The sequence below is a fragment of the Micromonospora sp. NPDC049081 genome (assembly GCF_040648835.1).
Taxonomy (GTDB): domain Bacteria; phylum Actinomycetota; class Actinomycetes; order Mycobacteriales; family Micromonosporaceae; genus Micromonospora; species Micromonospora antibiotica.
In genome coordinates this window covers 73345-90596 of the sequence record NZ_JBEZEK010000022.1, presented here as the reverse complement: position 1 = coordinate 90596, position 17252 = coordinate 73345, and the positions used below count along the sequence as shown (strand labels likewise).

20 protein-coding genes are annotated in these 17252 nt (G+C 71.0%); 8 read left to right on the top strand and 12 right to left on the bottom strand.

Features of this window, described 5'->3' with window-relative positions:
• Positions 1–77: 77 nt before the first annotated feature.
• From AB0B63_RS25730 to AB0B63_RS25720, 3 genes are all read right to left on the bottom strand, one after another.
• Positions 78–881: an ABC transporter permease gene (locus AB0B63_RS25730; protein WP_357023107.1), complete on the bottom strand. Its 804-nt coding sequence runs from the start codon at positions 879–881 to the stop codon at positions 78–80.
• A 1-nt stretch (position 882) separates the two neighbouring features.
• Positions 883–1842, bottom strand: a complete 960-nt coding sequence (locus tag AB0B63_RS25725; protein WP_357023104.1) for an ABC transporter ATP-binding protein — start codon at positions 1840–1842, stop codon at positions 883–885.
• A 132-nt stretch (positions 1843–1974) separates the two neighbouring features.
• Positions 1975–2106 (bottom strand): hypothetical protein, encoded by a 132-nt coding sequence (locus AB0B63_RS25720; protein WP_357023101.1) that lies wholly within the window; start codon positions 2104–2106, stop codon positions 1975–1977.
• Between the two features lie 345 nt (positions 2107–2451).
• Between AB0B63_RS25720 and AB0B63_RS25715 the strand changes: the two genes are divergently transcribed.
• Complete coding sequence (locus AB0B63_RS25715; protein ID WP_357023098.1) at positions 2452–3297, top strand: alpha/beta fold hydrolase; 846 nt, start codon at positions 2452–2454, stop codon at positions 3295–3297.
• Positions 3298–3396: 99 nt separating this feature from the next.
• Here AB0B63_RS25715 and AB0B63_RS25710 read toward each other — a convergent pair whose 3' ends face one another.
• Entirely contained in the window at positions 3397–3651 is a 255-nt protein-coding gene (locus AB0B63_RS25710) for a hypothetical protein (protein WP_208568889.1), read from the bottom strand.
• Positions 3648–3962, bottom strand: coding sequence for a DivIVA domain-containing protein (locus tag AB0B63_RS25705; RefSeq protein WP_357023095.1), 315 nt, complete (start codon positions 3960–3962; stop codon positions 3648–3650). The genes AB0B63_RS25710 and AB0B63_RS25705 overlap by 4 nt, the downstream gene beginning before the upstream one ends.
• Before the next feature lie 361 nt (positions 3963–4323).
• Between AB0B63_RS25705 and AB0B63_RS25700 the strand changes: the two genes are divergently transcribed.
• The 3 genes from AB0B63_RS25700 (at position 4324) to AB0B63_RS25690 (ending at position 6300) form a co-directional block, all read left to right on the top strand.
• The gene (locus AB0B63_RS25700) at positions 4324–5202 is read left to right on the top strand and encodes a helix-turn-helix transcriptional regulator (RefSeq protein WP_357023150.1); all 879 of its coding nucleotides are present in this window, start codon (positions 4324–4326) and stop codon (positions 5200–5202) included.
• Entirely contained in the window at positions 5195–5395 is a 201-nt protein-coding gene (locus AB0B63_RS25695) for a DUF397 domain-containing protein (RefSeq protein ID WP_357023092.1), read from the top strand. The genes AB0B63_RS25700 and AB0B63_RS25695 overlap by 8 nt, the downstream gene beginning before the upstream one ends.
• Before the next feature lie 173 nt (positions 5396–5568).
• Positions 5569–6300 carry an NPCBM/NEW2 domain-containing protein gene (locus tag AB0B63_RS25690; RefSeq protein WP_357023089.1) on the top strand — a complete coding sequence of 244 codons (732 nt, stop codon included), beginning with the start codon at positions 5569–5571 and terminating at the stop codon, positions 6298–6300.
• 292 nt (positions 6301–6592) lie between these two features.
• On the opposite strand, the gene AB0B63_RS25685 is transcribed toward AB0B63_RS25690, so the two are convergent.
• The 6 genes from AB0B63_RS25685 to AB0B63_RS25660 all read right to left on the bottom strand — a co-directional run bounded on the left by AB0B63_RS25685 (position 6593) and on the right by AB0B63_RS25660 (position 12714).
• Complete coding sequence (locus tag AB0B63_RS25685) at positions 6593–6859, bottom strand: hypothetical protein (RefSeq protein WP_357023086.1); 267 nt, start codon at positions 6857–6859, stop codon at positions 6593–6595.
• A 57-nt stretch (positions 6860–6916) separates the two neighbouring features.
• Positions 6917–7324: a hypothetical protein gene (locus AB0B63_RS25680; RefSeq protein WP_357023084.1), complete on the bottom strand. Its 408-nt coding sequence runs from the start codon at positions 7322–7324 to the stop codon at positions 6917–6919.
• Positions 7317–9485, bottom strand: a complete 2169-nt coding sequence (locus tag AB0B63_RS25675) for a tetratricopeptide repeat protein (RefSeq protein WP_357023081.1) — start codon at positions 9483–9485, stop codon at positions 7317–7319. Before AB0B63_RS25675 ends, AB0B63_RS25680 begins: the two co-directional genes overlap by 8 nt.
• 93 nt (positions 9486–9578) lie before the next feature.
• Positions 9579–10118, bottom strand: coding sequence for a DUF6879 family protein (locus AB0B63_RS25670; RefSeq protein WP_357023078.1), 540 nt, complete (start codon positions 10116–10118; stop codon positions 9579–9581).
• 1 nt (position 10119) lies between these two features.
• On the bottom strand, positions 10120–10320 hold the full coding sequence (locus AB0B63_RS25665; RefSeq protein WP_208568880.1) for a hypothetical protein: 201 nt from the start codon (positions 10318–10320) through the stop codon (positions 10120–10122).
• A gap of 204 nt (positions 10321–10524) precedes the next feature.
• On the bottom strand, positions 10525–12714 hold the full coding sequence (locus tag AB0B63_RS25660) for a prolyl oligopeptidase family serine peptidase (RefSeq protein WP_357023075.1): 2190 nt from the start codon (positions 12712–12714) through the stop codon (positions 10525–10527).
• Positions 12715–12903: 189 nt separating this feature from the next.
• Between AB0B63_RS25660 and AB0B63_RS25655 the strand changes: the two genes are divergently transcribed.
• Positions 12904–14031, top strand: a complete 1128-nt coding sequence (locus AB0B63_RS25655; protein WP_357023073.1) for a site-2 protease family protein — start codon at positions 12904–12906, stop codon at positions 14029–14031.
• On the opposite strand, the gene AB0B63_RS25650 is transcribed toward AB0B63_RS25655, so the two are convergent.
• Positions 14028–14894 carry an AraC family transcriptional regulator gene (locus AB0B63_RS25650; protein WP_208568877.1) on the bottom strand — a complete coding sequence of 289 codons (867 nt, stop codon included), beginning with the start codon at positions 14892–14894 and terminating at the stop codon, positions 14028–14030. The two genes, AB0B63_RS25655 and AB0B63_RS25650, sit on opposite strands and share 4 nt — an antisense overlap.
• Before the next feature lie 195 nt (positions 14895–15089).
• On the opposite strand from AB0B63_RS25650, the gene AB0B63_RS25645 reads away from it, so the two are divergent.
• From AB0B63_RS25645 to AB0B63_RS25635, 3 genes are read left to right on the top strand one after another with little or no spacing between them, the layout of a single operon-like run.
• Positions 15090–15563 carry a helix-turn-helix transcriptional regulator gene (locus AB0B63_RS25645; RefSeq protein WP_208568876.1) on the top strand — a complete coding sequence of 158 codons (474 nt, stop codon included), beginning with the start codon at positions 15090–15092 and terminating at the stop codon, positions 15561–15563.
• Positions 15539–16066 carry an ImmA/IrrE family metallo-endopeptidase gene (locus AB0B63_RS25640; RefSeq protein ID WP_208568875.1) on the top strand — a complete coding sequence of 176 codons (528 nt, stop codon included), beginning with the start codon at positions 15539–15541 and terminating at the stop codon, positions 16064–16066. Before AB0B63_RS25645 ends, AB0B63_RS25640 begins: the two co-directional genes overlap by 25 nt.
• Positions 15987–17249 (top strand): MAB_1171c family putative transporter, encoded by a 1263-nt coding sequence (locus tag AB0B63_RS25635; RefSeq protein ID WP_357023069.1) that lies wholly within the window; start codon positions 15987–15989, stop codon positions 17247–17249. The genes AB0B63_RS25640 and AB0B63_RS25635 overlap by 80 nt, the downstream gene beginning before the upstream one ends.
• The last annotated feature ends 3 nt before the right edge of the window (positions 17250–17252 follow it).

The following is a 17252-nucleotide window of genomic DNA, read 5'->3' as shown; positions in this document are numbered from 1 at the left end:
CGATCGGTGCGCCGGCCCGGTCGGCCGGACCGCCGCTCAGTCCGTTGGGCGTCCCGGCGGTACAGCCGGACCGCCGCTCAGACCCGTTGGGTGTCCCGGCGGAACAGCCGGGCCGCGCCGAGGGCGAAGGCCGCCGTCCAGCCGAGGACGTTGGCGAGCACCCCGAGGGTCACCGGGTCACCGGTCAGCGGCGCGCGGGCAAGCTGACCCACCCCCCACACCGGGGTGAACTGGGCGAGCCGCTGCAACGCGTCGGGCAGCATCTCCACCGGCAGGAACAGGCCGCCGAACATGGCGAGCAGGGCGAGCACCGGCCCCATGAACTGCATGACGTTCTCCGCCGGGCCGAGGTAACCGATGAGCAGTCCCAACGCGGCGAAGACCAGCGAGCCGAGCCAGGCCGCCAGGCCGGTCAGCAGCCAGACGTGCGCGGGCAGCCGTACCCCGGCGGTGGCCCCGACGGCGAACTCGATCACCACCGCGACCAGCCCGAGGACCATCGCGGTGGCGACCTTCGTCGCGACGTAGGCGGCCGGGCGCAGCGGGGTCAGCCGGAGCTGACGGCTCCAGCCCAGGGCACGTTCGGTGGCGACCGCCGCGCCCGCGCTGGTGGTGGCGACCATCGCGCCGTAGACGGCGAGGCTGACCATGATCCAGGCGAGCACCTGTCGGCCGTTGGGCAGCGTCTCGCCGCGCTGCGGGAGGCCGAACAGCAGGAAGAAGACCGCCGGCATGACCATGGTGAACAGCAGGGTCCGCCGGTTGCGCAGCACCCGGCGCATCTCGATCAGCAGCACCGCCGGGGAGAACCCGCCGAGGGCCGGCGGCCGGCGGTCCGTCACGGCGCTGCCGGTGGGGGTGGTCAGGGAGGAGGTGGTCATCTCAGGCTCCAGCGGTCGGGGTGACGCGGGCCGGCCCGGTGGTCGGGGTGGCGGCGGTCGAGGCGGTGTCCGAGGCGTCGGCGGTCAGGGCCAGGAAGGCGTCCTCAAGGTTGCGGGAGGTGATCTCCAGGTCCCGGGCGGCGGTGCGGGTGAGCAGGTGCCGGGCGACGGCGTCCGAGTCGCCGGTGCGGATCAGCACGGCGTCGCCGCGTACCTCGACGGTGTCGACGCCCGGCAGCGCGGCCAGGCCGGCCTGGTCGGCCCCGGGCAGGGTGGCCCGGACGATCCGGCCGGCGGCCAGGTTCTTGATCTCGGCGGTGGTGCCGTCGGCGACCACCCGACCCTGCCGGACCAGCACGATCCGGTCGGCGTACGCGTCGGCCTCGTCGAGGTAGTGGGTGGCGAAGACGACCGTCCGGCCGGAGCGGGCGTCGGCCCGGATCGCCTGCCAGAAGTCGCGTCGCCCCTCGACGTCCATGCCGGTGGTCGGCTCGTCGAGGACCATCACGTCCGGGTCGGGCAGCAGGGCCAACGCGAACCGCAGCCGTTGCTGCTGGCCGCCGGAGCACTTGCCGACGAGCCGGTCGGCCAGGTCGGCGATCCCGGCCCGGGTGAGCACCTCGGCGACCGGCCGGGTCCGGCCGAAGAAGGACGCCGTCAGCCGGGCCGTCTCGGCGACGGTCAGATCCTTGAGCAGGCCACCGCTCTGCATGACGGCGGCGACCCGGCCGTAGCGGACGGCCTCGGCGGGGGTGCCGCCGAGCAGCCGGACCTCCCCGGCGTCCGGACGGGCCAGGCCGAGCAGCATGTCGATCGTGGTGGTCTTGCCGGCGCCGTTGGGGCCGAGAAAGGCCACCACCTCGCCCGGGTGGATGGTCAGATCGAGCCCGTCGACGGCCGTCACCGGCCCGAAGCTCTTCCGCAGGCCGCTCAACTCGACGGCCGGACAAGCACTGGTCATACCGGAGATCCTGCGCCCGTCGCCCGGCCCGTTCCCGGCCCTCCCGTCACCCCTCACCCGTGACAAATGTCAGCCGCGCCCCTGCGGTGTGCCGCCCGCCCGGCGGTCCCGTCCCGCCGGGCGGGCGGCACGCTAGCGGCTCATCAGGTACGCCACCACGAGCGCCGCCACCAGCACCACTGCGGCCAGCACCGCCGCCGTGATCTTCGCGGCGCTGTCCGGACGCTCACCGATGACCTCGCCGGTCCGCCCGTTGACCACCACCTGGTACGACCGACCGGCGTGCAGGTACGCGGCGGCAGATCGTGTCCCGGCTGTCGTCCAGCCACTCGACGATGTCGACCAGCTCGCCCCGGAGCTTGTCCATCAATCCCCTCTTCGTCCTCCCCCGCACTGCCGTTGCCGGCGGCCGGCGACGATAACAACCCCCGCCAGCTGCGGAAATCCGACTACCGGCCGACTTGATCATGGAATTGCGGCAGACGAAAGATCTCAAATGCTCATAAAATTTCCCTCGGAGGCCCGTCAGCCCAGGTCAGATGGGCTGGCATCGGGGAGCGAGGGGTGGGTATGCGGCGGGATCGGGGTGGGTGAGGTGGGGAGGACGGCATGGCGGACACGGCCGAGGGGCGGGTCGACACGGTGGTGCTCGTGCACGGGCTGTGGATGACGTCGCGTAGTTGGGAAGGCTGGGTCGAGCGGTACGAGGCACGCGGGTTCCGGGTGCTCGCCCCCGCCTGGCCGGGTTTCGACCGGGAGGTGACCGCGCTGCGCGCCGATCCGGGGACGATCGCCGGCACCACCCTGCGGCAGGTGATCGACCACTACGCGGCGGTGATCCGCGAGCTGCCGAGCCCACCGATCGTGATCGGCCACTCGTTCGGCGGGCTGGTCGCCCAGGTGCTGGCCGACCGGGGTCTCGGCGCGGCCACCGTGGCGGTCGCGTCCGCCCCGGTCAAGGGGGTGCTCCGGCTGCCGATCAGCACGCTGCGGGCGTCCTACCCGGTGCTGCACAGCCCGGTCAACCGGCACCGGGGGGTGCAGATCAGCCCGGACGAGTTCCGCTACGCCTTCGGCAACACCCTCCAGCCGGACGACTCCGACCGGGCCTGGCGGCGTTACGCCGTCCCGGCCGCCGGTCACGTGCTCTTCGAGGGTGCGTTCGCCAACCTCGACCCGCACTCCGCCGCGACCGTCGACACCGGCCGCGACGACCGGCCACCGTTGCTGCTGATCGCCGGTGGCGAGGACCATGTCGCCCCGCCGTCGCTGGTGAAGGCGAACGCCGGGCTCTACCAGAAATCGCGGGCGGTGACCGCGTACCACGAGTTCCCGGGCCGCTCCCACTTCACGGTGGGTGAGCCGGGCTGGGAGGCGGTCGCCGACTACGCGCTGGACTGGGCGGTACGGATGGCGCGGCCCCCGGTGCCGGCGGGCGACGCGCCCCGCCGCTGAGCCGGACGACCCCCGGGCGTCACGGTGGTCCGTCGGGTGACCCGTCGTCCAGCCGGACCCTCAACCACCCTCGCCGGGAGCGCGGCACCGGATGCCCGCTCACCGCCACCCGCGCCGCCGGGAGCACTCGCCGTCGTGGTCGGGGCGGAGCAGGCAGCGCCGGCCACCGGAGAGCAGCCGGTCACAGAACACCCAGTGGCGCACGTTCTGGTCGTCCTCGACGGAGACGGTGGTGCCGCCCGGGTCGGTCTGCGGCAGGACGTGCGTCCAGTGCGCCACCACCCGGGCCAGCCGCTGCGCGGAGAGCAGATCGTCGGTGACCACCGGCAGGTGGATAACGAAGCGCCCGGTCACCGGTCCCACTCCCGCTCGTTACGGCCGTGCGCCCGCTCGGCTTGCAGTTGGCACAGCGCGATCCTGACCCGGCCGGCCTCCCGCCGACTCTGTCGCAGCGCGTCGTAGGCGGCGGCCAGCTCACCGGCGACCTGGTCGAGGAATTCCCGCACCTCCTGCGGGTCGAGCCCGCGCCGCCCGAACCGCGCCGGCCGGAACCGCCGCTGCCGCACCTGCCACGGCAACAACCGATCGGGTACGCCCGGCCGAGGCCCCACCGACGCCGGCAACGGTCGTCGGCCCTCCGGAATCCGGCGGAAGAAGTCACGCATGACGGAACCTGCCTCTCCTGACGATCGACCCGGACGGGGGTGGATCCACCGGCCCGCCGCGCACCGGCGGACCCACCCCGTGCGCCCGCCGTCGGCGGCGTCACCAGCCACCCGACAGCGGGGCTCAGATGGCCGCTGAGCAGCGGGAACTTCCCAGCGACCGCCGAAGCAGTCAAACACCGGAAGCCACTGATTGCAACGTCTCAATTGCACTGCGCGACCGCACCGCTAGCTACAGCTAAGCACCCTGTGTAATGTGTCCATTACTGCGGAGACGCGGGGCCGTCGAAAATGGACGGGAGGGCGTTCAGGCCAGCCGAGCCGGGAGGACGATGGTGTCACATCCGTGACCGGGACGACGATGCTCCGCCGCCAGATCGGGCGGAAGTTCGAGTCGTTGCGCAGGGCGGCCGGGCTGACGATGGAGCAGGCCGCCGAACGGCTGGACCGGGCCCGGGCGACCCTGCACCGGATCGAGAACGGCGCCGAACACGTCCGCTACCGACAGGCCGACGTGCAGCAGATGCTCGACCTCTACGGTGCCTCCACCGAGGACAGCGAGTTGCTCCTGGCCATGACGGCGGCCACCCGGGAGAACAAGAACTGGTGGCACGACTACGTCGGTTCCGGCCTGCCCCGCTGGTTCCAGCTCTACATCGGACTGGAAGCCGCCGCATCACACATCCGCCAGTACGAGACCGAGTTGGTCCCCGGCCTCCTCCAGACCCGCGCCTACGCGGAACATGTCTCCCGACTCCCCAGCGGCGGGATCGACACCAGCGACGACGAGACGCATCAGCGGGCTGTTCAACTTCGGGTGGAGCGACAGGCGTTGCTCATCCGGTTCTCCCCGCCGCAACTCAGCGTGATAGTCAATGAGGCCGTGCTACGTCGGCCGGTGGGCAGCAAGGAGATCATGGCTGAACAGCTTCATCAGATCATCAAGGCCGCAGAACTACCCAACGTCACCGTAAGAGTGATGGAATTTTCTGCCGGACTACACGCCGGAATGACGGCTGGAAGCTTCTCGATGCTGGAGTTTCCGCAGGACGCCACCGGCAGGGAGGTGGAGCCGCCCGTGACCTACATCGAGTCCGCGACGGGGGCGATCTACCTGGACAAGCCGCACGAGACGGCCGTGTATGGCGCTATCTGGGCCGACATGACAAGCCGTGTCCTCAATGAGTCCCGGTCAATGAGCCTGATCCACCGAATAGCAGAGGAGCACTCCCGTGCCTGACCTGACCGGTGCCGTCTGGCGCAAGTCCACCCGCAGCAACGCTGGCGGCAATTGCGTCGAGGTCGCCGACAACATGCCCGGCATCGTCGGGCTCCGCGACAGCAAGGACCCCACCGGCCCAGTCCTCACCTTCGCACCCCGGGCGTGGACGCGATTCCTGACGAGCATCAAGCAGCAGCCGCCCCGGTACTGAAAGGACACCGCACAGACCGGGCTACCCTGCCCCGATCTGGTGCCGGTGCGCGACGCGGATGACGTCAGCTTTGCGACACCCATCTCGACACGCCAGACCGAACGGCACACAATCGGCCGCCCCGACCTGCACAGGTGAGGGCCACATCGAATTCGCCGCCCGGAAGGTGCACCGTGTCACGCTATTTCGGCTGGGTCAAGGATCATCAGAAGTTGGCTCTCGCCGGAGTCATCATCGGCGCGGCGAGCCTCTTGGTGGCGACACTCGGCTTTGGGCGTGATCTGTTCGGCATCGAATTCTCGCAGGCCAGCCATCCCGCACCGACCTCAGCGGCCGGGCCGAGTCCTTCCGCGTACCTGCCGCCGCCGGCTTCCGAGGACCCGACCTCCGACATCTCGGAGAGCCCGAGCGATGAGGCGCGTCCCACGCCCACCGAGACGGTCGACCCCACACCCACGCCGGAGGACAGCCCTGAGGAAGTCTCGGTCCGCTACCTCGACGAACTCGACGCGGAGGACCGCAACGGAGGTTATGTCAAAGGGCTGGTGACCATGGGCAACAAGCCCTACGACCGGAGCATCGAACTCAGCTGCAACGGCACCAAAACCTACTTCGTCTTTCCCGTCGCCGGGATGCGGACCCTCGACTTCTGGCTGGGCATCGACGACAACACCCCCGGTGCCTCCGGGCTGGTCGCCGACGTGGCCTTCTACCGGGACAGCGGAGGACAGCTCGACAGCAACAAGGTGGCCAAGCTGGGGCCCGCCGCCCATGTCAAGGTCGATATCACCGGTACCACCCAGTTGAAGATCCGCTGCACCGGCCGGAATGCCAACTCGGGCCGTCAGGCCAACGTGGCCCACGTCGCCTTCGGCAAGGCGGTGCTCACCGCTTCCCCCCGCTGACCGGTACCGTCTGGCGCAAGTCCACCCCGCAGCAACAACGGGACCGACTGCGACGAGGTCGCCGACAGGTCTCGCTGATGTCGAGGATCCCCATTCCCGGAGGCTGCGCCGGCGTCAGGGCCTTCGGATTCCGGGTGACCAGATAGCGGCGGTAGAACACGACGGTGGTGCCGGCATGCGCGGCATCCAACGACACCTGTATACGCGCCACCCGCCGGCTCGTGGCGGTGTGTCGTAGACGGCCACCTGAATGTCACGGTCCCCGGTGAACGGACGTTCACGCCGCAGCGCTTCAGTCCTCGTCGAACTGGCGAAGCCATTCGAGATTCCGGGCATGCTGCTCGTCACTGATCGGTGACAGAGCTGCCAGTCGACTCCTCGTCGACTCAACGTCGTCCTCGGTGACGACGTAACCGAGCTGCGCCCGGCGCACCCGGAGGCCGTCCACCCGCATTTTCCGACGGATGACTCCCGCAACAAAACCGGACGTGTCGCCCTGGGTTCGTTCGACGTAGGCGGCCACGTCGTCAGGCAAGCTGATCGTGATACGGCGAGTCATACGCTCAGCATGAGTGCCGCACGCTGACGATCGACCCCATCACGTCATGACGCGCCGTCACTGCCGGGGGTGCTGCTGCGCGGGCAGCCCCACGTGCACCCCGCCGGAGATGTCGCGCGCCTGCACCACCGGCCCGGTGACCTGGCCCGACACCGTGTTGGTCACCGCGTCGGCCCGTACGGTCGTCTGGTGGAAGGTCTCCCACCGGCGGCGTAGCTCCTGGTCGAAGTCCGGATCACGGTCGGCGGCGTCGACGAGTGCCCGACGCAACCCGACGGCCCGGTCGTCGCTCCCGCCAGACGTGGGCTCGGCGGTGAGCGCGGCCCGCAGCGCGCGATGCTCTGCCGCCTTCCGGCGGACGAGGCGCATCACCGATGCGAGGGCTTCCCGTGCCGCGTCGGTGAGGCCCTCGACGGCTCGGGTCGACAGTGCCACGGCGACCGCCGTGAGAATCGGGTCATCCATCCTGGTCCCCCTGGTCCGTACCGGCGGCGTCGTCGTGGTCGATGGCCGCCAGGCGTCGTCGTACGTCAGCCGCGAGGGGGTCGTCGAGTTCCAGCAGCGTCAGCAGCGCGTCGGCCAGGGCTTCGCGGGCGGCGTGCGGCTGACGGAGCTGAAGGTGGGCGTCGCCCTCGTACGCGCGGGCCAGGGCGGCGTGCCGGCGGTCACCGAGTTCGCGGAACAACGCGGCGGCCGAGGTCACCGCCGCCAGCGCCGGCGCGGGCTCACCGGTGTGCAGCAGCGTCTGCCCCCGGTGGAGCGCGACGAGCCCCTGACTCCACCGGTTGCCCAGTCGCTCGAACACCCGCATCGCGTCGTCGTACGAGACGATGGCCTCGGCGAAGCGACCGGCGCCACGTTGCGCGTTGCCGAGGCTCATCAGGGCCAGGCCGGTGCCGCGTTCCTCGCCCAACTGGCGGAAGGTCCGCAGCGCCTCCTGCGCGTAGCGGGTCGCCTCGGGGAAATCTCCCCGGTCCTCGTCCACCAGGCCGCATCCGCGCAGGGCGTACCCGGTGGTCCACGCGTCCCCGACCTCCCGTGCCGCGTGCAGCGAACCGGCGTAGCAGCGCCCGGCCTCGTCGAGGTCGCCCCGGTCCCACCAGGCGTCGCCGAGGCTGAGCAGCAGCCAGCCTTCGGCACGACGGTCGCCGAGGTGACGGGCGCAGTCCAGACCCGCCAGGTGGCTGTCGATCCACGCCTTCCAGTAGGACCTACGCTCGAAGAAGGCCATGCTGGCGAGCGCGATCTGCCAGCCGAGCCGGTGATGACCCCACCCGGGCGCGGCACGGATGACGTCGAGCAGGTTGAGCCGTTCGTGTTCGCACCACCGCAGCGCGTCGTCGAGCGTGGCGTCGGGCGGGACGTCGACGTCGGGCAGGGGCCGGCCCTGCGGAAGGATCGCCCGGTAGGCCGCATAGGTGTGGTGCAGGTACCACCTCAGCAGCCGCTCCCGGGCGGCGTGGACGGCCTGCGGGCTCTCGTCGAGGGTCGCTCGCTCCATCGCATACAGCCTCAGCAGATCGTGCAGGCGGAACCGGTGCGGTCCGCTGCGGGTGAGCAGGTGCAGTCCGACAAGCGAATCGAGGTGGCGGCGCGTGACCGAGGGGGCGAGCCCGGTGAGGCGGACCGCCGCATCGAGCGCGATGTCGGCTCCGGGGTGCAGGCCGACCAGCCGGAACATCCGCGCCGTCTCGACACCCAGCGCCTGGTACGACCAGGAGAAGACCGTCCGGACGGCCGACAGGTCGTCCTCCTCGACGGCCAGCGCGTCGAGGCGGCTCTCCTCGGCGGTCAACTCCTCCACCAACTCCGCGAGCGGCCGTTCCTCGTCGAGCCGGGCACGGTCGGCGACGATGCGCAGGGCGAGTGGCAGACGGGAGCAGAGTTCGATCAGCCGGTCCACCATCTCGGGTTGCCGGTCCACCCGATCGGCACCGACAGTCACCCGGAGCAGCCGGGTCGCGTCGTGGCGCGACAACACGTCCAACACGGCCCGGATGGCGCCGTCGCGGACGGTCAGCCCCGACAGCCGGCTGCGGCTCGTGATGATCACCATGCAGCTCGGTGCGGCGGGGAGCAGTGGCCGCACCTGCTCGGCGGTGGCGGCGTTGTCGAGCAGGATCAGCATCCGCCGGCCGGTGGTCAACGACCGGTAGAGCGCGGTGCGGTCGTGCAGGTCGCGCGGCACCTTCTCGGCGGGCACGTCCATCGCCCGGAGGAATCCGTCGAGGGCCTCGTGCGGGGTCAGCGGCGGAACGGCGTCATAGCCGCGCAGGTTGATGTAGAGGTCACCGTCGGGAAAACGCTCCCGTACCCGGTGCGCCCAGTGCACGGCCAGCGCCGTCTTGCCCACCCCGGCGCTGCCCGAGATCGTGGAGATCGTGACGACGGGCAACCGCGACTTGTCGGTGATCAACTCAACCTCGTCGAGGAGCGAGTCGAGTTGCTGAATGTGCACCTCGCGGTCGATGAAACCCTTGGTCGCGGGCGGCAACTGCCGGGGCGACGGCAATGGCGTCTCCGTGACCGTACGTAGGTTCACGTTGCCCTGGATGAGCCCGGCCTGGATCACCGCCCCGCTGTGGCCGGAAAAATCGTTGTCCACCCGGCCCCGGTCGTCACTCATGGCACCGTCTAATGGGGAATCGACGGGTCGGGAGGATGCCGACCGAATTGACGTCCGACAGTCCGTGTCGACCCCGCAACATGGTGGTGCCGATCAGGCCGCTGCCGCGACGGTGGGCGGCAACGCCGAGAAGGGGACGGCCCTCGTCCAGGCCCGGTCGCGGCACTGGCAGTGCTTCAACACCTCGGCCGGATCTTCGGTGGTGCTGAAACCCACGAACCGGTCGTCGTCGGTGAAGTGCAGGAACGCGACCAGTTGCGAGTCGAACAACCAGAAGTCGTACCGCGGCAGCGCCAGCTCGGTGGCCCGGCGGCGGTCGAGGTAGCGGATGTCCTCGCCCGCCGCGATGTTGTGGGGCGTCACCGACATCTCGAAACGCAGGTAGTCGCTCGGTGGCTCGTCGACGACCCGCACCCGCTCCACCCGCTTGCCCTTCGCCGTCTCGGCCCGCATCAGGTCGAGCCACGACCGCAGCCATTCGACGCCCGGGTCTCCCCCGGCGAGAAAGACCTGGAACGGCTCGTCCTCGGACGGCACGCCGTACGACCGGCGGACCTCCAGCTTGAAAGCGGCGTGGTGGAAGTCCTCGAAGAGGCGCAGGAACGTGGCGGGGTCGGTGACGAGCGACCCCATGTCAGTCTTTCTGCTCGAACCAGGACATCAGCGCCCGGGGCACCACGACGAAGGTCTCGTCGGGCAGCACGTCCCGCAGCTGGGCGAGCGCCTCCGGATCGGTCAACCGGTAACCCTGCACCACGATGTCACCGTCGTCGGTCTCGTACAGGCTCGGGCACGAGCCCGAATTGCTGGAAGTAGCGAGGAATTTAATCTTCACGGTCCCCCCCCCGAAGTCGGCAACTACAGATAGTAGTCAACCGAGTACCGCAATTCAATAGGAGCCCGCCCATCGAGTCGCCTCGCCGACAAACGTGAATAATGTCGAGGAAACTAATTCATCTCAATCGCGGAAGTCCCGTGCCCGCCGATGTCGATGGTCTCTATTCCCGCAAAGTGAGGGATCGTCCCGTCAGCACAGCCGTCACCGGCCACCCAGCCGTTGCCACAGAAAGCGCCAGGTCAACGCCGACAGGAATGCCCGCTGCTCGTTGTTGCTCGCCGCGCCGTGCCCGCCCTCGACGTTCTCGTAGTACGCCACGTCGTGACCGTGCTCGCGCAGCAGGGCCGCCATCTTCCGGGCGTGCCCCGGGTGCACCCGGTCGTCGCGGGTCGAGGTGACGAACAGGACCGGCGGGTACCTCACCCCGGGCCGCACGTTGTGGTACGGCGAATAGTCCCGCAGGTAGGCCCAGTCGGCCGGGTCGTCCGGATCGCCGTACTCGGCCATCCAGGAGGCCCCGGCGAGCAGCAGGTGGTAGCGGCGCATGTCCAGCAGCGGCACGTTCGCCACCACCGCACCGACCAGCGTCGGGTAGCGGGTCAGCATGGCCCCCATCAACAGGCCGCCGTTGCTGCCGCCCTCGATGCCGAGCTGCTCCGGGGTGGTGATCCCCCGGGCCACCAGGTCGGCGGCGACGGCGGCGAAGTCCTCGTACGCCCGGGGGCGGTTCCCGCGCAGCGCCGCCCGGTGCCACTGCGGGCCGTACTCCCCGCCGCCGCGGATGTTGGCCACCACGTAGCTGCCACCCCGGGCCAGCCAGGCCCGGCCGACGACCCCGTCGTAGTGGGGCGTCAGCGAGATCTCGAACCCGCCGTACCCGGTGAGCAGGGTGGGCCCGGCGGACGCCGTCGGGTCGCCGACCACGGAGTAGGGCACCCGGGTCCCGTCGGCGGAGGTGGCGAAGAACTGGCGCACGGCCAGGCCGGTGGCGTCGAAGAACGCCGGCTCCTGCTTGAGGGTCTCGACCGGGCCGCCGATCCGCCCCAGCCGCAGCGTCGCCGGTCGCAGGTGGCCGGTCGAGGCGATCAGGTAGTCGTCGCCACGGTCCGGGTCGGTGTCCACGATCCAGGTGTCGTCGTCGGCCGACACCCCGGCCAGCGGCTCCCGCCGCCACCGGACCCCACCGGCCGCCGCCCCCTGACCGTCGCCGGACCCCGGACCGCCGCACGACCCCGGCCCGCCGGGACCCTGCCGGCCGTCGGGCCCTTGAGGGACATCGGGAGCCTGCGGGCCGCCGGGAGCCGGCGGGACATCGCGGGCCGGCGGGTCGTCGGGGGTCAGCACCTCCAACCGCCGGCGTACGTCGACCAGGGTGGCCAGGATCAGGTGGTGCCGGGTCCACACGTGGTAGCTCAGCGCCGTCCGCTCGTCGGGTTCGAACAGCACGGTGAGGTCGCGGTCCCCGGCGAGGAAGTCGTCGAACCGGGCCACCAGCAGCGCCCCGGCGGGGTGGGTGACCCCGGCGACCTCCCACGGCGAGCGCGGCCGGACCAGCAGCCACTGCCGGTGCACGTCCCACCGGGCGTCGTCGGGCACCGGGACTGGGACCTGCCCGCCGTCGGGGGTCAGCAGGAAGCTCCGGGTCCGGTAGAAGTCCAGGCTGCGGCCGACGAAGTCACGCTCGAATCCGGGCGTCGGGTCGTGCGAGGCGTACGCGGAGACGTCATCGGCCTGCCCCTCGTACACGATCTCGGCCTCGGCCAGCGGGGTGCCCCGCCGCCACCGGCGGATCACCCTCGGGTAGCCGGAGGTGGTCAACGAGCCGGGGCCGAGGTCGGTCCCGACGTAGATCCGGTCGGCATCGATCCAGGTGACGTCGCTCTTGGCCTCGTCGAGGGTGAACCCGTCGGCGACGAAAGCGCGGGTGTCCAGGTCGTACTCGCGGACCACCACCGCGTCCTTGCCGCCCCGGGACAGGCTGACCAGGCAACGCCGGTGGCCGGGTTTGAGCACCGTCACCCCACCCCAGACCCAGTTCTCGTCCTCGGCGGCGGCCAGCGCGTCGAGGTCGAGCAGGACGTCCCAGGCCGGCTCGGGCAGCCGGTACTGCGCCAGCGTGGTGCGCCGCCACAGCCCCCGGGGGTGCGCCGCGTCCCGCCAGAAGCCGTAGTAGAACCCGTCGCCACGCCAGCCGGGGTACGGGATGCGGTCGTCGGCGTCGAGGACCTGCCGGATCTCCGCCTGCACTTCGGCGAACGTGTCGTCATCGGTCAGCGCCGCGACGGTCGCCGCGTTGCGCTCGCGGACCCAGCCGGCGGCGTCCGCCCCGTCCAGCTCCTCCAGCCAGCGGTACGGGTCGTCACCCTCATCGATCAGCGTCACCCCTGCCACTATTCCCGACCGGTCAACCCGCACCGACGGCACCGGCCGGCCCACCACCTGGGTCGCCCCGGCCGTACGACGGACTGACCGGTCCGGACGCCGGCACCCCGACGCGACGGCACCCGACGTGACGGCACTTCGACGTAACGGCAGGTGCCGTCCTGGCATGGGCCCGGCGTCGCCGGGTATGAGCGGGACATGAGGGCGAGCTTCCGGCTTGGCCGGATCGCGGGGGTACCCGTCGGGGTCAACTGGAGCGTCCTGGTCATCTTCGTGCTGATCGCGTGGCTGCTGTCGGCCAACCAGTTCCCCCGCGCGTACCCCGACCGGCCCGGCTGGGCGTACCTGCTGGCCGGGCTCGCGGCGGCGGTGGTCTTCTTCGTCGGCCTCCTGGCCCACGAGGTGTCGCACGCGGTGGTGGCGAAACGCAACGGCCTCCAGGTGGAGGGGATCACGCTGTGGCTGTTCGGCGGCGTCGCCGAGCTGCGCGGCGAGCCCTCCGACCCGGGCGCGGAGCTGCGCATCTCCGGGGTCGGCCCGCTGGTCAGCCTGCTTCTGGGGGTCTTCTTCGGGGCGATCGCGGTGCTGCTGGCGTTGGCCGGGCAGGAGGGGCTGCTGCTCGGCTCGGTGTCCTGGCTGGCCGGGATCAACGTGCTGCTGGCGGTGTTCAACATCCTGCCGGCCGCCCCGCTCGACGGGGGCCGGCTGCTGCGCGCCGCCGTGTGGAAGGCCACCGGTGACCGGGCCCGGGCGTCGGTGGTGGCCGCCCGCGCCGGCTGGGTGCTCGGCGTGCTGCTGATCGGCCTGGGCATCTGGCAGTTCCTGGCCGGCTACGGGGTGGGCGGGCTCTGGTTGGCGCTGATCGGCTGGTTCCTGATCGGCGCGGCCGGGATGGAGGAACGCCAGGCCCGGCTGGGCAGCGCGCTGACCGGTGTCCGGGTCGGTGAGGTGATGACCCCGCAGCCGCAGACCGCCTCGGCGGAGATGACCGTCGCCGACTTCGTCGACCACTATCTGTTCGCCTACCGGCACACGGCGCTGCCGCTGACCGAGGACGGCCGGCCCGTCGGCCTGGTCACCCTGGACCGGGTACGCGGCATCCCGGCCGACCGGCGGGCCGCCACCACCCTGGCCGAGGTCGCCTGCCGGGCCGACGACCTGGTGCTGGCCCGGCCGGAGGAGCAGCTCAACGACCTGCTCCCCCGGCTCAACGAGTGCTCCGACGGCCGTGCCCTGGTGGTGACCGGCGACCAGCTCGTCGGCATCGTCTCCCCCAGCGACATCAGCCGCGCCGTCCAGCGCAGCAGCCTGCGCCCCCACCGTTAGCCGGCGGTGCGCTCCACCGGGATCCACAGCTCGGCGTCGGCGTGGGTGCCGCCGGCCGAGATGCGGACGCTGGAGATCTCCGGCCCCGGCCGGCTCCGGTACGGATTCGACGGGAACCACTGGGTGAACACGTCCCGCCACAGGTACTGCACGGCGGCCGGGAACTCCCCGGAGCTCTCGAAGACCGCCCACGTCCCCGCCGGTACGTCGAGCGCGTCCAGGTCGTCCGGCACGTCCGCGCCGGTCACCGCGCCGTACCAGTAGTCCAGCTCGACGCCCTCGGACCGGTCCTCGCCGAGCAGGTCGCTGACGTTGACGATGCCCGCCGGCTCCTGGTCGGACAGGGCCTCGATGCGGGCCGTCGTCTCCGCCGGGATGCCCTTGACGAACGCCACGATCGCCGGGTTCATCCCCTCGTGCACCAGGGGCACCCGGGCCCGCTGCCCCACCAGCCGGAACGCCGGCTTCTCCACCACCCGATACCGCATGTTGCCACTCCCTTCGACGACGAGCCGGAAGGACAACCGCTGCTGGGAGTGCAACGCGGCCCCCGTGCGCCGCGCCTCACCCGGCCCGATGCCGTGCATCGCGCGGAACGCCCGGGTGAACGCCTCGGTCGAGCCGTACCCGTGGCGGATGGCGACGTCGAGCAACGTCCGCTCCCCCGCCAGCACCTCGGCCGCCGCGACGGTGAGCCGCCGCCGGCGGACGTACTCCGACAGGGGCATCCCGGCCAGCGCCGAGAACATCCGCCGGAAGTGGTACTCCGAGGTGAGCGTGATCCGCGCCAGGTCCGCCACCTCGATCGGTGCGTCGAGGTGCCGCTCCACGTGTGCCAGGGCCTCGTTCAGCCGGTCCAGCATGGGATTCTCCTTCCGCTTACGTGATCCACGCTAGGCAGCCGGGGGGACGTGGGCCCGACTTCTGTTGCCCGCTGCGGTCGGGTGCCGGGCGAGCCGTCCGGCCGGCGAACTGGTCCGTCAACTCGACTGGACGGATTCCCGTCAATGCGTCCAATACGTTTGACGCACGGCGGGACAGTTGGAATGATCTGCCGTGTGTTCGAGGAACATCCTGATGAGTTGTTCGCTGCGCGACTCAACCACCTGTTCGAGGTCACGCGCCGGCCGGGTGGCCTGCGCTGGGAAAACTCCGAGGTGGGGGCCCGCTGTGGGCTGTCCCGCGCCCAGCTGCACAATCTGCGCAATCCCAAGCAGGGCGGCAACCGCAGTCGCGGGCCGACCTGGGAGACCATAAATGCGCTCGCGTCGTTCTTCGAGGTCGAACCGAACTACTTCTTCCTGCCCGCCGCCAGCACACCGCAGAGCGACCTGGGTCGCCGGATGGCCGATCTCGGGGTGCAGCACGTGGCGATGAACACTGTCGGCGAGGACCTCGCCCAGGTAAAGGCCACCGTCATTGCTGTGCTGGCCCACATTCAACGGATCGAGGATCAGCTCGGCGGTCACGTGGTGACCGGGGAAGCCGACGGCGTCGACGGGGAACGATGGACCACCGAGCAGCGCGACTGATCGCCGGGCTGACCCTGCCCACCCCCTGGGACCTCACCGCCCTCGTCGGGCAGATCGCCAGGCAGCGGGACCGCCCCGTCCATCTCCTGGCCGTCGAGATGCACGGCGGCGTCCTGCACGGCCTGTGGGTCGCCACGCCACGGGCCGACTACATCGCCTATCCGGCCCGCAGCGGCCCGTTCAAGCAGACCGCGATCGTGTTGCACGAGGTCGCACACATGTGGCTCGGGCACCCCTCGCGGGACCTCGCCGAGCTCGACGGACGGGTCAGCCACCGCCCCTACGACCAACGGCACGAGTTCGAGGCCGACGAGTTCGCCGAGACGATCCTCCGGCGCGCGGCATCACCCCCGGCACCGCCACCCATGGAACCGGACGACGTACTCCGCGTCATCGACACCTTCGGAACGGGCACCCCCACCGATGATCTTCACCATCCTCGTGGCCTCCGTGGCGCTGTGCGCCGCCGGGTACACCGCCTTCACCCTGCTCGGTGGTCGTGAGCACGGCCCCGCACGCGCCTGGATGGGCGGCAGTCTCTTCTGCCTCGCCCTCGCCCTCGCCACCGTCGCCCCCGGCATAAACGACGCTGTCGACGGCCTGGTCGGGGTTCCCCACGTCAGCCGGCTCATCGCCCACGTCCTCACGGTGTGGGCGGCCATCGCGGTGTCGTGCATGCTCGTGTACTGGACGCGTAGCCCCGAATCCACCCGACGGGCCGTCCGGCGGCGGCTGCTCCTCGCCGGCTCGGCGACGGTCGCCCTCGCGGCGTTGTTCCTGATCGCCCGGACACCCGCCGCGCCGGGCGACTGGTTCGCGACCTACCACCGACGGCCGCCGGTCATGATCTACATGACGCTGTTCGGCGGGATCCTCACCTACGCCCTGATCGACCTGGCCCGCCTGTCGCTGCGCTACGCCACCCGCGTCACCACCCGACCGGTCACCCGCGTCGGTCTGCGCATGTTCGCCGCCGGTGGGCTGATCAGCCTCGGCTACTCGGTCACGATCGTGGCGGTGGCCATCGCCGGGCAGTTCGGCATCGACGTCGGCACCGCCTGGACGTACGTCACCATGACCAGTCAACTGACCGGCATCGGGCTCATCGCTGCCGGCTCCGCTGTGCCCGGCACCACCGCAGCGGCCTCGGCCGCCCTGCGTCGGGCCCACGACGCACACCAGTGCGAGCGGATGGAGTTGCTCTGGCGGGCGATCGTCCAGGCCCACCCGGCCATCCCCCGACGGCAGCCCCACCCCACGCACTGGTGGGGACGCGGGCTCGCCTGGACGACCAGTTGGCTGGGTGACGGGCGCAGCCTGTCCCGCCGGGTCCTGGAGATCCGCGACGGCTACCTCCAGCTCACCCCGTGGTTCGACGGCGCGGTGCGGGACCGCGCGCTGCAACTCGGCCAACGGGCCGGTATGACCGGAAGTGACCTGATGGCGACCGTGGAGGCCACGGTCGTCGTGGTCGCCCTCGACGCCAAGGCCGCCGGGGACGATCCGGTCGACACCGGCCGGGTCGAGGCCGGGGGGACAGATCTCACCGGCGAGGTGGTCTGGCTGGGCCGGGTGTCGCAGGCCCTGGCACGATCCCCGGTCGTGGTGAGCGTCCGCGCCGAGCAGGCCCACGCCCGCGCCGCCCCCGCCAACGGATCTCCCGCACCGTCCACCACGTCAGAATGAGAT

What these genes read in the sequence shown, in the direction of transcription:
- AB0B63_RS25730 (WP_357023107.1), bottom strand. Translation starts at nt 881, where the DNA reads ATGACCACCTCCTCCCTGACCACCCCCACCGGCAGCGCCGTGACGGAC.
- AB0B63_RS25725 (WP_357023104.1), bottom strand. Translation starts at nt 1,842, where the DNA reads ATGACCAGTGCTTGTCCGGCCGTCGAGTTGAGCGGCCTGCGGAAGAGC.
- AB0B63_RS25715 (WP_357023098.1), top strand. Translation starts at nt 2,452, where the DNA reads ATGGCGGACACGGCCGAGGGGCGGGTCGACACGGTGGTGCTCGTGCAC.
- AB0B63_RS25705 (WP_357023095.1), bottom strand. Translation starts at nt 3,962, where the DNA reads ATGCGTGACTTCTTCCGCCGGATTCCGGAGGGCCGACGACCGTTGCCG.
- AB0B63_RS25700 (WP_357023150.1), top strand. Translation starts at nt 4,324, where the DNA reads ATGCTCCGCCGCCAGATCGGGCGGAAGTTCGAGTCGTTGCGCAGGGCG.
- AB0B63_RS25685 (WP_357023086.1), bottom strand. Translation starts at nt 6,859, where the DNA reads ATGACTCGCCGTATCACGATCAGCTTGCCTGACGACGTGGCCGCCTAC.
- AB0B63_RS25680 (WP_357023084.1), bottom strand. Translation starts at nt 7,324, where the DNA reads ATGGATGACCCGATTCTCACGGCGGTCGCCGTGGCACTGTCGACCCGA.
- AB0B63_RS25675 (WP_357023081.1), bottom strand. Translation starts at nt 9,485, where the DNA reads ATGAGTGACGACCGGGGCCGGGTGGACAACGATTTTTCCGGCCACAGC.
- AB0B63_RS25670 (WP_357023078.1), bottom strand. Translation starts at nt 10,118, where the DNA reads ATGGGGTCGCTCGTCACCGACCCCGCCACGTTCCTGCGCCTCTTCGAG.
- AB0B63_RS25655 (WP_357023073.1), top strand. Translation starts at nt 12,904, where the DNA reads ATGAGGGCGAGCTTCCGGCTTGGCCGGATCGCGGGGGTACCCGTCGGG.
- AB0B63_RS25650 (WP_208568877.1), bottom strand. Translation starts at nt 14,894, where the DNA reads ATGCTGGACCGGCTGAACGAGGCCCTGGCACACGTGGAGCGGCACCTC.
- AB0B63_RS25640 (WP_208568875.1), top strand. Translation starts at nt 15,539, where the DNA reads ATGGACCACCGAGCAGCGCGACTGATCGCCGGGCTGACCCTGCCCACC.
- AB0B63_RS25635 (WP_357023069.1), top strand. Translation starts at nt 15,987, where the DNA reads ATGATCTTCACCATCCTCGTGGCCTCCGTGGCGCTGTGCGCCGCCGGG.